Here is a 14770-nt window from a genome sequence, read left to right as displayed (position 1 = left end):
GGGCGTCGACTGACGGCACTCCGGTCGGCGAAAAAAAGTGGAAGTTCGGGTGGTCGGCGTTACGCTCCCGTCTCCCAGGTGGTTCCGTCCTGCATCGACATCCCGTGGAGCCACTCCTGAAGGAGGGTGAGGATATCGGTGACGAACGCTTCGAGGCTGCTCGTGTCGACCCGGTCGGCGAGCCCGTAGCGCTCGAGGATGGTGTCGATGGCGTTGCTCGCCATCACCGTCTCGCCGGGTGCGACCGCGTCCTCAGCGTCCGTCTCACTGTCTCCGTCTGCGTTACCGCCCACGTCTGCTTCGGTGTCCGTTCCGGCGGTCGTCTCGTTGTCCGCCGTCTCGTTGTCCGCCGCCGCGCCGCCGTTGGCCGCGGCGAACGTCACGTTGCCGACGTCGACGACCGGCTGCCCGTCGACGACGTACGCGCCGTCAGCGCTGCCGTTCGTCGCGACGAAGTCGTAGGTCAGGTTCCCGTTCGTCTCCATGTGCGGCATCGCGATGAGCGCCACCGTGCCGTTTGGCGCCGTCATCTCGGCGAACTCCGCACCGCGAACGCCCTCGTACAGCGTCACGCTGACGTTCTCGTGGGTCCCCTCCGCGAGGTAGTCCGAGACGCCGATGACGCTCCCGATGACGTTCCCCTCGAGCAGCGAGTCGTTGTGGATGGCGACGTAGCCGCCCTCGGTCAGCGTCACGTTCGACACGACGACAGTGTTGTTCGTCGTCGTCTGATCGTCGAAGGTCACCGTCGTGTTGCCGCCCTCGACCGGCGGTTCCTCCGCCTGTCCGGACGGCGATTCGGTGGCGATGTTGATGACGGCGAACGCGCTCGAGTTGTACGTGGTGATGCCGTGGATGTACTGACCCGCCGGGATGCCGGTGGTGTCCACCGTGAAGGTCACGTTCGCGGCCTCGTTCGCCCCGACACGGACCGTCTCGTGGTGGACGATGTCCACCTCGTCACCGGAGAGGCGGTACGCCAACTCTGCGGCGATCTCGCTGCCGCCCAGGTTGGTCACCGTCGCGTTCACCGTGATGGTGTCGTTCACGGCGATGGTCGACGGCACGTCGAGGCCCTCGACGACGAGTCCGGGCGTCGTCTCGTTGCCCGGTTCCATCGTCGTCTCGTTGCCAGCCTCCGTGGTCGTCTCGTTGCCAGCCTCCGTGGTCGTCTCGTTGCCAGCCTCCGTGGTCGTCTCCTCACCAGTCGTGGTCTCGTTGCCCGTCGTCATCTCCTCACCGGTCTGCTCGGTGATGTTCACGACGGTGAGCGCGCTCGAGTTGTACGTGGTGACGCCGTGGATGTGCTCACCAGCTGGAATGCCGGTGGTGTCCACCGTGAAGGTCACGTTCGCGGTCTCGTTCGCTTCGACGCGGACCGTCTCGTGACGCACGATGTCGACGGCCTCACCGACGAGGCGGTACGCCACGTCGGCAGCGACCCCGGAGGAGCCCATGTTGGCCACCGTCGCGTTCACCGTGATGGTGTCGTTCACGGCGATGGACGTCGGCACGTCGAGGCTCTCGACGACGAGCCCGGCCATCGTCTCGTTGCCCGGTTCCATCGTCGTCTCGTTACCAGTCGTCGTCTCGTTGCCCGTCGCCGCGCCGTCACCGGTCTGCCCGGTGAACGTCACGTTCGCGGGGTCGACGACCGGAGCCCCGTCGGCGATGTACGGCCCGTCAGCGCTGCTGTTTCTGACGAAGTCGTAGGTCATGTTGCCGTTCGTGTCCAGGTGGGGCATCGCGATGAGCTCTACCGTCCCGTTCGGGAGCGTCGTGTCGGTGAACTCGGCGCCCGGCACGCCCTCGTACAGCGTCACGCTGACGTTCTGGTGCGTGCCAGCCTCGAGATACTCCGACGCCCCGATGACGGGACCGATCGAGCCGTTCTGGCTGGTGTGGATGGCGACGAAGCCACCCTCGCTCAGCGTCGTGTTCGCCACGGTGACCGTGGCATTGTCCACCGTCTGGTCGTCGAAGGTCACAGACGCGTTCGCCTGCGAGTCGTCCGTCAGGTCGGCCGCAGCCGCGTCTGTCGTCTTCTGTGGTGTCGATACCTGTGCCGCCATCGCCACGCCGCCCCCGAGGACGACCATGACGACGACAGCGAGCACGCCGATTGTTGTTGTGCGCATCTACTGAATCACTCCTGCCGACTGGTTGACACGCCGTCCGAGAGGATAAACGAGACAGATAGTTTACTTCAATTCGAGAGGTAGCTCGGCGCTACATCCCGAAAACGCAAGCGTACCGAAAACAATCCTGGCTTACAACGGCCGCGACCGGTGGCGTAAAGCGTGCGCCGCGACGAACGTGGGACATGACTCTCAACGCGACGTTCCTGGGGACCAGCGCCGCCGTGCCGACGACGGCACGAAACCCCAGTTCGGTGTTCGTCCAGCGCGAGGGCGACGCCTTCCTCTTCGACGCCGGCGAGGGGACCCAGCGCCAGATGATGCGGTACGGCACCGGCTTCGGCGTGTCGGACGTCTTCGTCACGCACGTCCACGGCGACCACGTCCTCGGCCTCCCGGGCCTCGTTCAGTCCTGGGGGTTCAACGACCGCGAGGACCCGCTCACCGTCCACGTCCCACGGGGCACCCGGAACGAGGTCGAACAACTCGTGTTCGCGGTGGGCGGCGACGTCGGCTTCCCGGTTCGCTTCGACGAGGTGGACGCGGGGAACACCGTTCTCGACCACCAGGAGTACGAGGTCCGCGCGTTCCAGACGGAACACCGGACCCGGTCCGTCGGCTACGCGCTCGTCGAGGACGAACGAAAAGGGCGATTCGACCGCGAGCGCGCCGAGGAACTCGGCGTGCCGGTCGGCCCCGAGTTCTCGGCGCTCCACGACGGCGAGCCAGTGGAACTCGAGGACGGAACGGTCGTCCGCCCCGAGCAGGTGGTCGGCGACCCGCGACCGGGCCGGAAGTTCGTCTACACGGGCGACACGCGCCCGCACGACGCCGTCGTGGACGCCGCGGAGGGCGCAGACCTGCTGATTCACGACGCGACGTTCGACGCCGACGCCGAGGACCGCGCGCGCGAAACCGCCCACTCCACCGCCCGCGAGGCCGCCGACGTTGCGGCGCGCGCGGACGTCCAGCAGTTGGCGCTCACGCACATCTCCTCCCGGTACCCGGGTGACGCCCGCGAGCTCGGCGAAGACGCCCGCGAGGTGTTCGAGAACGCGTTCGTCGCACAGGACGGCAAACAGGTCGAGATTCCGTACCCGGACGACTGACCGCCGCCGGAAGCGGGTTCACACTCCGCCTCCGAACCGGGGCAGTCCACCGTCGGCCCCACGCACACGCTTTTGCTGGACAACCACGTCAGTTGACACATGACGTCGACACGCGCCATCGCCGAGTTCGCCCAGAGCGTCGACTACGACACCCTCGACGAGGAAACGGTCGCGGCCGTCGAACGCCGCCTGCTCGACAGCGTCGGCATCGCGCTCGGCGCGACAGACGCGGACACGCCCGCCGCCGTGCGTGCCGCCGTCGCCGCGGAACACGGCGGCGGGGACTGCACGCTCTGGGCCACCGGCGACACCGCCACGCCCGTCGGCGCGGCGATGTACAACACCACACTCACGCGCTACCTCGACTTCATGGACTCCTTTCTCGCGCCCGGCGAGACGCCCCACCCGAGCGACAACGTCGGCGCGGCCGTCGCGTGCGCCGAGTACGCCGACGCCTCCGGGGAGGAACTCGTCGCCGCCGTCGCCGCGGCCTACCAGGTACAGGGCGAACTCGCTTGGAACGCGCCCGTCCGCGATAGGGGGTGGGACCACGTCACGCACACCGTCATCTCCGCCACCGTCCCCGCGGCGATGCTGTTCGGTCTCGACGTCGAAGCCACGCAGAACGCGCTCGGCATCGCGGGCACCGCGCACAACGCGTTGCGCGTCACGCGCACCGGCGGCATCAACGAGTGGAAGGGCGTCGCGTCCGCGAACGCCGCCCGGAACGCCGTGTTCAGCGCGCGCCTCGCCGAACAGGGCGTCGAGGGGCCGCGGGACCTCTTCGAGGGGCAGAAGGGCTGGCAGGAGGTCGTCGGCGGGGAGTTCGAGATGGACCTGGACGCCGCCTGTCCGCGCGTCCACGACACGATGACCAAGCGCTACGTCGCGGAGACGTACGCTCAGTCCGCCGTCGAAGCGGTCGTCGAAATCGCGAGAGAGCACGACCCGGACCCCGGCGACATTGAGGCGATTCGGCTGAAGACGTTCGGCGGCGCGAAACTCATCATCGGCGGCGGCGAGGGCGACCGCCACGAGGTCGAGAGTCGCGCGCAGGCCGACCACTCGCTCCCGTACATGCTCGCCGTCGCGCTCCTCGACCGCGAACTTGGAGTCGAACAGTACGACCCTGATCGAATCCGCCGCGACGACGTCCAGTCACTCCTCCAGACCGTCGACGTGACCGCGGACGAGCGCCTCACCGAACAGTTCGAGAACGGCCTGATGCCCGCGCACGTCGCCGTCGAGATGGGCGACGGCACCGTCTACGTGGTGGAGCGGGACGCCTTCCGCGGCCACCCCGAGAACCCGATGTCCTTCGACGACGTCGAGGGGAAGTTCCGGTCGCTCGCGGACAGCGTGGTCGGCGAGGACGCGCAGGACGCCATCGTCGAGTGCGTCCGCGAGATGGACGAACGCGACGCGCGCGACCTGACCGACCTCCTTCAGGCCGGCGAGTGAGCGGTCTGTGAACGAACTCGTCGGCATCCCGCCACCAATCCGAACGTCCCCGTAACCACCGCTAACCGTCGGTACGCCGTCAGTTCACGCGTCATGTCCGCAGACCGCGCGTTCGACTTCCTCACCGTCAACGACCGCCCCGAGAAGCCACGCGAGAAGGGTATCACCGAGATCCGCGGCCCGTACTACGACCCGATGGGACCCCGGGAACTCCGGGACATCCTCGAGACGATGGGTCGCTACGTGGACATCTACAAGTTCTCCGGCGGGTCGTTCGCGCTGATGCCCGAGGACGCCGTCGAGGAACTCATCGACGTCTGCCACGAGTTCGACGTGAAGGTCTCCACGGGCGGGTTCATCGAGAACGTGCTCGTGAAGGACAACGACAAGGTCGAGGAGTACGTCGCCGAGTGCGCCAACCTCGGCTTCGACATCGTGGAGATCTCCTCGGGGTTCCTCGCCATCGACACCGACGACATGGTGGCGATGACCGAACTGGTCGCCGAGCACGACGGCGTCGAACCGAAACCAGAGATCAACGTTCAGTTCGGCGCGGGCGGCGCGTCGAGCCCCGAGGACCTCGAAGCCGAGGGACAGCAGGACCCCGAAATGGCCGTCGAGGAGGGCAGGCGCCACCTCGAGGCCGGCGCGGAGTTGCTCATGGTCGAGGCCGAGGGCATCACCGAGGAGGTCCACGAGTGGCGCACCGACGTCGTCTACACCATCGCGAACGAACTCGGGATGGAGAACTGCGTGTTCGAGGCGCCCGGTCCCGAGATGTTCGAGTGGTACGTCAAGAACTTCGGGCCGAACGTCAACCTGTTCGTGGACAACTCCCAGATCGTGGAACTGGAGTGCATGCGCTCGGGCCTCTGGGGGAAGAAGTCCAGTTGGGGGCGCATCGTCACGTACAGGGAGTGAGCCACGCAGCCGCCCCAAGCTTATATTCGCCAAACGCCTATCTCTGTCCAACGTGAGCACCCGTACGAGTGCCCTCGACGCCCTCGTCTTCGGCGTCGACGTGCAGAGCGGTGACGTGCGCGGGGACGCACCATCCTACGCGCTCGTCGTCTTCGACGGAGAGACGGTCGAACGTGACGTCGTGACCCGCCGGAAGCTCCTGCGGCGCGTGGAGAGCGAGGAGCCGGCCATCGTCGCGACGGACAACATGTACGAACTCGCCGCGGACAAGGACCAGCTGGTCCACCTCCTTCGCGGGCTGCCGGCGGAGACGAAACTCGTCCAGGTGACCGGCGACGAGCGCCCGGAACCCCTCTCCCGGGTCGCGAAGCGCCACGGCGTGCCCTACGGGAAGCCCGCGATGGAGGAGGCCGAGGCGTCGGCGCGCCTCGCCGCGCAGAACGTCGGCTACGAGGTGTCGGCGTTCACGAACGAGACGACGGTGAAGGTCTCCCGCGGCCGCTCCACGGGCGGCGGTGGCGGATGGAGCGAGGACCGCTTCACGCGGCGCATTCACGGCTCCGTGAAGCGCGCGAGCCGCGAGGTCGAGTCGAAACTCGACGACGCCGGCCTCGACTACGAGGTGGACGTCACGGAGAAGTACGGCGGCTACGCGAACGCCGTGTTCACGGTGGAAGCGCGCGCCGAGGACATCCCGGTTTCCTCGCGGCGCTCCGGAGACACCCGCGTCGAGGTCGAACCGGTGCGCCGCGACGGCATCGAGTTCCGGGCGCTCGCGCGCCGCCGGGACCGCGTGTTCGTCGGCGTCGACCCCGGCACGACGACAGCGGTCGCACTCGTCGCGCTCGACGGCCGCGTCCTCGACGTGACGAGCACGCGAACCGCCGACACCGCGGACGTCATCGAGTGGATCATCGAACGCGGGCGGCCCGTCATAGTGGCCGCGGACGTCACGCCGATGCCGAACACCGTAGAGAAGATCCGCGCGAGCTTCGACGCCGCGGGCTGGGCGCCCGACAGCGACCTGCCGGTCGACGAGAAACAACACCGCACCCGCGAGGAGGGGTACGACGACGACCACCAGCGGGACGCGATGGCGGCGGCGCTGTACGCCCACGACGCGCACGCCGACCAGATCCAGCGCGTCACCGAGCAGACGCCGCCGAACGTCGAGCGCGGCGAAGTGGTGGCTCGCGTGCTCGGCGGTGAGGAGTCCGTCGAGGGCGTGCTCGCGGACCTCACAGCGGACGACCCCGAACCCGAGACGACGGTCGAACACGAGCCCCGTGAGCTCACCGACGAGGAACAGCGCATCCGCGACCTCGAAGCCCAGGTCGAGCGCCTCGAATCCCACGTCGCGGACCTCGAGGCCACCGTCGAGGAGAAAGACGAGGAGATCGAGCACTACGAGGAGGAGCTCTCCGAGGCCCGCCGAGAGGAACGCCAGCAGGCCCGCGAGCGCCGCGAAGTGACGAAACTCGAGTGGGAGAACGACCGCCTCACGACGGAGCGCGACGAGGCTGTCGAGCGCGCCGAGGAACTCGACGCGAAACTCGAGCGGCTCAAGGACCTCTGGAAGCTCGACCACTCGAACTTCGCGGACGTCGACACCGAGGGCGACCTGGTCGCGGTCAAGCCCGTCGAGCAGTTCACCGTCGACGCCATCGAGGCCGCGGACGACGAGTACGGCATCGCGTCCGGGGATGTGGTCTACCTCCGCGACGCGTCGGGAGCGGGCGAGCGCACCGCGGAGCTGCTCGCCGAGTTCGAACCCCGCGTCGTCCTGCGGTCGGGCGGCATCTCGGACGCCGCCGACGAGGTGCTGTTCGAGCACGAGATTCCGGTGGGGCCCGCGGACGACGTGCCGATTCGCGAAGTCGACGAACTCGCGGTCGCCGAGGAGGCGGACGTGCAGGCCGTCCTCGAAGACTGGCGGAAACGCCGCGACGAGCGCGAGCGCGAACAGAAGGAGAGCATGGTCGATTCCATCATCAGCGAGCACCGCGCTGACCGAACGTAGCGCGCCCGAAAGCACCGTTTCGCGTGGAGTTGTCGGGCCGTCTGGGCGACCGTAGCGGCGTGGGGCGCCGGACTCCCGTCCCCCGCAGCCGCGTCTGGCATCGACTCTCAAAACCGCAGTACTGCGTCGACTCGAACGGGGAAAGCTGGCCGGTAGGTCGCGATGACGGCGTCGCTATCGTCGCCGATTCCAGCGCGCGTACCGGCCGCTGACGCACCCGAAACCCTCGGGTTCGCTGGAAAGGGCGTGACACGCATCCAGAACGCATAACCCCCCGCGCCGACTCTCCCCGGACATGGACGCCTACGAACTCGTCACTCGGAACGCGACGGAAGTCGTGACCGAGGAGGAGGTGCAGGAGCTAGCCGACGACCCCCAGGGCAAGCGGGCGTACGTCGGCTACGAGCCCTCCGGCGTGCTCCACCTCGGCCACCTCCTCGCCGCGAACAAGCTCATCGACCTCCAGGACGCGGGCATGGACGTCGTCGTCCTGCTCGCCGACGTCCACGCCTACCTCAACGACAAGGGTACGTTCGAGGAAATCCGGGAGACCGCAGAGCAGATGAAGGCCCAGTTCCTCGCGTTCGGCCTCGACGAAGACGCCACGGAGTTCGTGCTCGGCTCGGACTACCAGCTAGACGAGGAGTACGAACTCGACCTTCACGCCCTCCAGGTGGAGACGTCGCTGAAGCGAGCCCAGCGCGCGATGGCGGAAATCCAGGGCGGAGACACCGCGAAGGTGAGCCACGTCGTCTACCCCCTGATGCAGGCCCTCGACATCGAGTACCTCGACGTCGACCTCGCCATCGGCGGGATGGACCAGCGGAAGGTCCACATGCTCGCCCGCGAGGAGCTCCCGAGCGTCGGCTACGAGAAGCGGCCCGCGCTCCACACGCCCATCATCGGCGACCTCACCACGGGCGAGGGGAAGATGAGTTCAAGTTCGGGCGTCACCATCTCTCTCGAGGACTCCACTGAGGACCTCGAGGAGAAGGTAAACTCGGCGTTCTGCCCGCCGGAGCGCGACCCCGAGGGCGACCTCGTGAACCCGGTGCTGGAGCTGTTCCAGTACCACGTCTTCCCGCGCTTCGAGGCGGTGGTCGTCGAGCGCCCCGAGGAGTACGGCGGCGACCTGGAGTACGACGACTACGAGGACCTCGCGTCGGACTTGGAGTCCGGCGAACTCCACCCCGCGGACGCGAAGAGCGCGCTCGCTGACTACCTGGATCGGCTCATCGCGCCGGGACGGGAACGCCTCCGAGAGATCCGCGACGAGTAGCGTTCTCGGAGAGTTCCCGTCGGGTTCGTCCTGGGAGCGGGTGACGTTGGCCGTCCGACTTTTCCGCCTTCCGTCGAAAGACCCGTTCCCCATGGTCGAATACTGCGACAAATGCGGCACGGAACTCGACCCGGAGCAGCCGCGCCACCAGCGCTACGCGTTCGAGGCCGCGAGCGACGGCACCGAGACCACGACCGGGCGGCTCTGTTCGGACTGTTTCTTCGAGTTCGAGGAGTGGCTCGAGACCAAGTCCATCACCGAAACGACGTGAGGCGTTCGCGCCGTCCCAGTGAGACACGGGAAGCGTTGGTTGGCGTTCGGACAGTCGTTGCGTCGCGCGGGGGTGACTGTCGCGTTCCGATTCCGAATCCCGCGCGCTCGCTCTCAGCGCACGAGGCGGGTTGGTCCCGTTCTCTTACTTGAATCTTCGTCGGAGCGTCAGGGGTAGCAGAATCAGCCAGCAGCGACGTCGTCAGTTGCCCGTCCACCGGAGCAGCGCGAGCGTCCCCTCGAACAGGACGATCATCGTGATGGCGACGAGCACGGGGACGACGCCGGTCGGGTCGATGCTCCCGAACGCGAAGGAGATGCCGGCGAACGCGCCCCAGAAGAGCAGGCGGCGACCCTCGAGCCACTGCCGGGTGACGACGCCGAGCATGATGGCGAGCATGATGAACAGCGGAATCTGGAAGACGATGGCGAGGTACCCCATCACCATCAGGATGAGGTTGAACGTGGTGCCGAGCGCGAACGCGACGTTAGCGGTGCCCGTCGTGTACCCCTGGAAGTAGCTCATCGTGTACGGGAGCACGACGAAGTAGGAGAACGTCACACCGAGCACCGCGAGCACCAGGCTCGTCGGGACGGCGGCGAGGTAGTAGCGGCGTTCCTGCTTGTACAGACCCGGGCGCATGAACACGTAGGATTGGTAGACGAGAACGGGGAGCGCGATGACGAGGCCGGCGAGGCTGGCGACCTTGATCTGCGTGATGATGAGTTCGAGCGGGTGGTAGATGCGGGGGTCGATGGCCTCCACCCCGGGGAGAACGTGGTCCCAGATGGTGGTCACGAGTCCCTCGGTGACCGGGAAGACGGCGACGCTGACGAGGCCGGCGACGGCGATGACGATGGCGAGGCGCTTGACCATCTCCTCGACGTGCACGGCGAGTGGCTGTTCGACGTCCGAGTCGGGCGCACCGCCGCCGAGGCCCGTCGTCGGGTCGGGCATCTCCTCGGTGTCGAGCACCGTCGCGTCTTCCGACTCTGCGGTCGGCCCGGCGGAGTCCCCAGGACCCGTTGCCGGTTCCACGGGGGCGACGGAGTCTGCCGGTTCCGCGGAATCGGTGGCGTCCGCTGGTTCCTCGGTGGCGCCGTCGACACCCGCGCCCTGCTCGAGGGACGTGGGGCCGACGCTCTCGAAGTCGTCGTCGCTCCACTCCCACTCGTCGCCGGTGTCGCCGTCCGAATCGTCTGTCGAGTCGTCGCCCGGACTGTCGGTCGAACCGTCATCGACCGCTCGCTGGTCGGCCGCCTCGTCGACCGTCTGGTCGTCCGAGGAGTCGCCGTCGCGCTGGTCGTCACCGGCGCTGTCGGCGGGCGCGAGACCCGAACTGTCGCCGTCCTCGCTGGCGCGTCGAACGGCGGGAGTGAGGTCCCCCCACTCGTCGTCTCGCTCGGCGGGTTCGCCGGCCGTGTTCCGCCCGCCGTCCGGTTCCTCGGGCATTCCTACCCATCATTTGGCGATGGGGTCGTTATAGGCTTTCTTTTGGCAATCGACGAGAAGATTGATAACCGCGAGCGGGTTACCCCGCACCAATGAGTGGCTCCGGTTCGGGTATCGTGGACCCCAGCACGGCCCGCACCATCGACACCGGACGGGAGACCATCGGCGTACTGCTTCGGTCCGCGCAAAAGCGCCTCCAGCACGTCTTCATCGCGTTCGTGGTCGGTCTGCTGGTCGGCGTCTACGGAATGCGGGAGGTCATCTGGCCGCAACTCAGAGCGGACCTCCTCGTGCAGGCGGCCTCGGTCATCGCGAAGACGCCCTTCGACGTCATCCTGATGCAGGTGAAAATCGGGCTGTTCACGGGCGTCGCGTTCGCGGTTCCCGTCCTGCTCTACCACGCCCGGCAACCGCTCGAGGAGCGCGACATCATCCCCGAGGTGCACGTTTCGCGCCTCCAGATCGCGGGGTTCGTCGTGCTCGGAGCGGGACTCGGGCTGATCGGCATCGCGTACGCGTACCTCCTGTTCTTCCCGCTGATGTTCGACTTCCTCGCCGCGAACGCGGTCGGCGCGGGCATCGCGCCGAAGTACTCCATCGTGAAGTGGACGGAGTTCATCCTCTTCCTCGCGCTCTCGTTCGCGCTCGCCGCACAGCTCCCGCTCGTGATGTCCGCGCTCTCGTACTCGGGCATCGTGTCCTACGAGACGTTCCGCGACCGGTGGAAGGTCGCGGTCATCGCCATCTTCACGTTCGGCGCGTTCTTCTCGCCGCCCGACCCGTTCACGCAGATTCTGTGGGCAGCGCCGCTCATCCTCCTCTACGGCCTCTCGCTGTACCTCTCGAAGATCGTCGTGACGATGAAGCGAGGGCGCGAGCACGTCGACGTGCGCGGCGTGTTCCGGGAGCGCTGGAACCGCGTGCTCGGCGTCGGCGTGCTCGGGTTCGCCGCCGGGTACGCGGCCGGGAAGTACGGCGCCGTCGCGGCGTTCAACGAGGGACTCGAGTTCGTCGGTTCGTCGTTCCGGGTGCCGACGGTGGCAGAAGCCGTCGGCGTGCCGCCCGAGACCGGCTACCTGCTGCTCGCCGGTCTGTTCGCGGCGCTCGCGCTCGCCGCGGCGCTGTTCTACTACGTCTACGTCGCCATCGAACGCGCCGCACAGGCGGTCGCCGCCCGCGGCGGCGGCGACCCCGCGGACATCGACCTGGAGATGCTCGACGCCAACGGCGTCCGGGCGGCGCCACCGGAGACGTTCGCGTCGATGAGCGAGGACGACGCGCTCGTCGCCGCAAAGCACGCGATGGACGAGGACGACGACGAGAAGGCCCAGGCCATCCTCGACCGCTACGACGAGGTCCAGGAACGCCTGGACGAGCAGGCTGAAGGGGAGGCGGACGACGAGGAGTCCAACACCGTCCAGAGCACGGCAGCGGGCATGATGGACGCGTTCACGGAGGACGAAACCACTGAAGACGACATCGGCGGCTACTACCACGACATCCGGTTCATCTTCGACAGCCTGCGCTCGCGGGCGTTCCACATCGTGGGGTCGTTCATGGCGATGCTCGTCGCCATCTTCGGGTGGCTCTACTACGGCGGGTTCGCGCAGTTGCGCGACGACTTCATTGCGCGCATCCCCCAGAACGTCCAGCCCACGGGCGCCGTCGACTGGCCGATCGCACAGCACCCGGTGGAGGCGCTCGTCTTCCAGGTGAAACTCTCGACGGTGCTGGCCGCCATCGGCGTGCTCCCCATCGTGGTCTACTACGCGTGGCCGCCGCTTTCCGAGCGCGGGTTCGTGACGGGCGACCGCCGCACCATCGGAGTGTGGGGTGGCGGTATCGTCGGCGGCCTCGCGCTCGGGAGCTACGTCGGCTACGCGTTCATCGCCCCCGAGGTCATCTCCTATCTGGTGTACGACGCGCATCGCGCGGACATGGTCATCAGTTACACCATCAGCAACTTCGCGTGGACGGTGTTCCTGCTGACCGGGGGTATCGGCCTGCTCGCGGACATCCCGGTGACGATGGTGCTGTTCCACCTCGGCGGCATCGTCTCCTACGACACGATGCGCCGGCGCTGGCGCGTGCCCGTGCTCTCGATGTTCGCGTTCGGCGCGCTCGTCACGCCCGACAGCCTCTACACGATGCTCGTCATCGCCATCCCGATGGTGGTGATGTACGGCATCGGCCTCGCGTTGCTGTTCCTGGTCACACTCGGCGGACGCCGCGGCGGGTCCGGGACCGCCGTGGGCGAGTAACGCGGTCGCTTTCACGGCCGGTTCCGCGGCGCCGTCACGGCGGGACGAACGAGTTAAGGTATTCGCACAGTATTCTCGTCGTATGCCCAAGATAAGCGTCGAGATTCCCGGGGAGCTCCTCGGTGACCTCGACGACCACGTCGGCGACGACGGCAAGTTCGTGAACCGGAGCGACGCCGTCCGCGCGTCCGTCCGGAAGACCCTGGACCTGCTCGACGACATCGACGACCGCCACGGGAGGTTAGACGATGGTGAGGAGTGACGCCCGCACCGAGACGGGCCGGGTCGCTCTCGTCGGCCTGTTCGTCACCGCGCTGGTGACCGCCCAGTTGACCGCGTCGAAACTCCTCATGTTCGACGTGCCGTTCGGCCTCACGCTCCCGCTCACGGGGTCTGCGCTGGTGCTCCCAGGCGCCGCGCTGGCGTACGCCCTGACGTTCTTCGCGTCGGACTGCTACTCGGAGTTGTACGGCCGGCGGGCCGCCCAGGTAATGGTGAACGTCGGGTTCGCGATGACGCTCGTGATGCTCGGCCTCGTCTACACCACCATCGAAGCGCCCATCGCGCCCTTTTCGGGCGTCGGTCAGGACGCGTTCGCCCGCGTGCTGTGGTCGAGCGCGAACATCGTCGTCGGGAGCCTGCTCGCGTACGTCGTGAGCCAGAACTGGGACGTGCTCGCGTTCCACGCCATCCGCGAGCGCACCGACGGCGAGATGCTGTGGCTCCGGAACGTCGGCTCCACCGCGACCAGCCAGGCCATCGACACGGTCATCTTCGTCACCGTCGCGTTCGCCATCGCGCCCGCCGTGCTGGGCGTCGGTACCGTCTACTCGACCGACCAGATCCTCTCGCTCGTCGTCGGCCAGTATCTCCTGAAACTCGCCATCGCGGTCGTCGACACGCCGTTCGTCTACGCCGTGGTGGGGGCGTTCCGCGAGCGCGACCCCGCGGCCGTCTCGACGGCGGACTAAGCGCGCCCGTTCGGCCACGCCCACACCCATTCCCGTCAACGAGCTGAAATCGAGGTTTATTATCTGACGCTGCACACGGTTCGAAAATGACAGACGTCAGATCCCTCGTGCTCGTCCTTCTCGTCGCGCTCGCCGGCTGTAACGGCGCGCTTGGACCGATTGCCAGTGATAACGGTGGTGACGCCGACGGCGGCAACCCCTCGCTTCCCCCAGGCGTCACCGATGACAGCGTAAACGCCACGACCCTCATGGACGCGCACGTCGAATCGCTCGACGGGGAGAGTTTTACGCTCGAGTACAACCTCTCCGCGAGTAGCGCACAGGCCGACGTCGTCGCGACCATCGGGCCGAACCGCGAACGCGCAGCGATTCACATCGAGAAGTCCCACCAGACGGAGGCGTACTTCTTCGTGGACGGCGTGCAGTACGAACTCGACGAGCGCGACGGCGAGACCCAGTACCGCGTCGTGAACCGCTCCGGCGCCGACGGCGCGCCGTTCGCCGACCGGTACGTCCGGCCGCACGAACTTCGCATCCTGCTCGCGGCCGGAGAGTGGAAGACGAGTGGCACCACGGACTGTCGCGCCGGCACGTGCTGGGTGCTCGACGCCACAAGTGTCAACGAGTCCAGCCAGCTTTCTGACGCGAGCCGCTTCGACGGGCGTGCAGTCGTCGCACCGTCCGGCCGCGTCGAGAAGATCAGCGTCACCATCGAACGGCCGAACGACACCGGCAACGTCACTATCACCATCTCTGACGTCGGCGCGACCACAGTGACCCGTCCGGAGTGGGTCGACGAAGCCAACGAATCGGGGACGCGCGTCGGGTTCGAGTAAGCTCGACGTCCGAACCCGTACGTGTCAGTATTGCTGACTGGGAGTTTATCA

12 protein-coding genes are annotated in these 14770 nt (G+C 67.4%); 10 read left to right on the top strand and 2 right to left on the bottom strand.

Annotation, left to right across the window (positions count from 1 at the left end):
* Window positions 1-59: 59 nt before the first annotated feature.
* On the bottom strand, window positions 60-2138 hold the full coding sequence (locus tag LT970_RS13075; protein WP_232686921.1) for a DUF7282 domain-containing protein: 2079 nt from the start codon (window positions 2136-2138) through the stop codon (window positions 60-62).
* Between the two features lie 185 nt (window positions 2139-2323).
* Here LT970_RS13075 and rnz point away from each other — a divergent pair, with 185 nt between their 5' ends.
* From rnz to LT970_RS13045, 6 genes are all read left to right on the top strand, one after another.
* Window positions 2324-3247 carry a ribonuclease Z gene (gene rnz / locus LT970_RS13070; protein ID WP_232686920.1) on the top strand — a complete coding sequence of 308 codons (924 nt, stop codon included), beginning with the start codon at window positions 2324-2326 and terminating at the stop codon, window positions 3245-3247.
* 99 nt (window positions 3248-3346) lie between these two features.
* Window positions 3347-4708 carry an MmgE/PrpD family protein gene (locus LT970_RS13065; RefSeq protein ID WP_232686919.1) on the top strand — a complete coding sequence of 454 codons (1362 nt, stop codon included), beginning with the start codon at window positions 3347-3349 and terminating at the stop codon, window positions 4706-4708.
* Window positions 4709-4801: 93 nt separating this feature from the next.
* Window positions 4802-5629, top strand: coding sequence for a phosphosulfolactate synthase (locus LT970_RS13060; RefSeq protein WP_232686918.1), 828 nt, complete (start codon window positions 4802-4804; stop codon window positions 5627-5629).
* Between the two features lie 52 nt (window positions 5630-5681).
* On the top strand, window positions 5682-7649 hold the full coding sequence (locus tag LT970_RS13055) for a DUF460 domain-containing protein (protein WP_232686917.1): 1968 nt from the start codon (window positions 5682-5684) through the stop codon (window positions 7647-7649).
* Window positions 7650-7944: 295 nt separating this feature from the next.
* Complete coding sequence (locus tag LT970_RS13050) at window positions 7945-8928, top strand: tyrosine--tRNA ligase (protein ID WP_232686916.1); 984 nt, start codon at window positions 7945-7947, stop codon at window positions 8926-8928.
* Window positions 8929-9019: 91 nt separating this feature from the next.
* Window positions 9020-9199: a hypothetical protein gene (locus tag LT970_RS13045; protein WP_232686915.1), complete on the top strand. Its 180-nt coding sequence runs from the start codon at window positions 9020-9022 to the stop codon at window positions 9197-9199.
* Window positions 9200-9400: 201 nt separating this feature from the next.
* Here the strand turns inward: LT970_RS13045 and tatC (LT970_RS13040) are convergent, their stop codons facing one another.
* Window positions 9401-10651, bottom strand: a complete 1251-nt coding sequence (gene tatC / locus LT970_RS13040; RefSeq protein ID WP_232686914.1) for a twin-arginine translocase subunit TatC — start codon at window positions 10649-10651, stop codon at window positions 9401-9403.
* 92 nt (window positions 10652-10743) lie between these two features.
* On the opposite strand from tatC (LT970_RS13040), the gene tatC (LT970_RS13035) reads away from it, so the two are divergent.
* From tatC (LT970_RS13035) to LT970_RS13020, 4 genes are all read left to right on the top strand, one after another.
* The gene (tatC, locus tag LT970_RS13035) at window positions 10744-12912 is read left to right on the top strand and encodes a Sec-independent protein translocase TatC (protein ID WP_232686913.1); all 2169 of its coding nucleotides are present in this window, start codon (window positions 10744-10746) and stop codon (window positions 12910-12912) included.
* 82 nt (window positions 12913-12994) lie between these two features.
* Window positions 12995-13174 carry a ribbon-helix-helix domain-containing protein gene (locus LT970_RS13030; RefSeq protein ID WP_232686912.1) on the top strand — a complete coding sequence of 60 codons (180 nt, stop codon included), beginning with the start codon at window positions 12995-12997 and terminating at the stop codon, window positions 13172-13174.
* Window positions 13161-13883: a queuosine precursor transporter gene (locus tag LT970_RS13025; RefSeq protein WP_232686911.1), complete on the top strand. Its 723-nt coding sequence runs from the start codon at window positions 13161-13163 to the stop codon at window positions 13881-13883. Before LT970_RS13030 ends, LT970_RS13025 begins: the two co-directional genes overlap by 14 nt.
* A gap of 86 nt (window positions 13884-13969) precedes the next feature.
* Window positions 13970-14719 (top strand): DUF7537 family lipoprotein, encoded by a 750-nt coding sequence (locus LT970_RS13020; protein ID WP_232686910.1) that lies wholly within the window; start codon window positions 13970-13972, stop codon window positions 14717-14719.
* Window positions 14720-14770: the final 51 nt, after the last annotated feature.

It is taken from the genome of Halobacterium zhouii, assembly GCF_021249405.1.
GTDB classification, from domain to species: Archaea; Halobacteriota; Halobacteria; order Halobacteriales; family Halobacteriaceae; genus Halobacterium; species Halobacterium zhouii.
This window is presented reverse-complemented; position numbering and strand designations above follow the sequence as displayed.

What these genes read in the sequence shown, in the direction of transcription:
- LT970_RS13075 (WP_232686921.1), bottom strand. Translation starts at nt 2,138, where the DNA reads ATGCGCACAACAACAATCGGCGTGCTCGCTGTCGTCGTCATGGTCGTC.
- rnz (WP_232686920.1), top strand. Translation starts at nt 2,324, where the DNA reads ATGACTCTCAACGCGACGTTCCTGGGGACCAGCGCCGCCGTGCCGACG.
- LT970_RS13065 (WP_232686919.1), top strand. Translation starts at nt 3,347, where the DNA reads ATGACGTCGACACGCGCCATCGCCGAGTTCGCCCAGAGCGTCGACTAC.
- LT970_RS13060 (WP_232686918.1), top strand. Translation starts at nt 4,802, where the DNA reads ATGTCCGCAGACCGCGCGTTCGACTTCCTCACCGTCAACGACCGCCCC.
- LT970_RS13050 (WP_232686916.1), top strand. Translation starts at nt 7,945, where the DNA reads ATGGACGCCTACGAACTCGTCACTCGGAACGCGACGGAAGTCGTGACC.
- LT970_RS13045 (WP_232686915.1), top strand. Translation starts at nt 9,020, where the DNA reads ATGGTCGAATACTGCGACAAATGCGGCACGGAACTCGACCCGGAGCAG.
- tatC (WP_232686914.1), bottom strand. Translation starts at nt 10,651, where the DNA reads ATGCCCGAGGAACCGGACGGCGGGCGGAACACGGCCGGCGAACCCGCC.
- tatC (WP_232686913.1), top strand. Translation starts at nt 10,744, where the DNA reads ATGAGTGGCTCCGGTTCGGGTATCGTGGACCCCAGCACGGCCCGCACC.
- LT970_RS13030 (WP_232686912.1), top strand. Translation starts at nt 12,995, where the DNA reads ATGCCCAAGATAAGCGTCGAGATTCCCGGGGAGCTCCTCGGTGACCTC.
- LT970_RS13025 (WP_232686911.1), top strand. Translation starts at nt 13,161, where the DNA reads ATGGTGAGGAGTGACGCCCGCACCGAGACGGGCCGGGTCGCTCTCGTC.
- LT970_RS13020 (WP_232686910.1), top strand. Translation starts at nt 13,970, where the DNA reads ATGACAGACGTCAGATCCCTCGTGCTCGTCCTTCTCGTCGCGCTCGCC.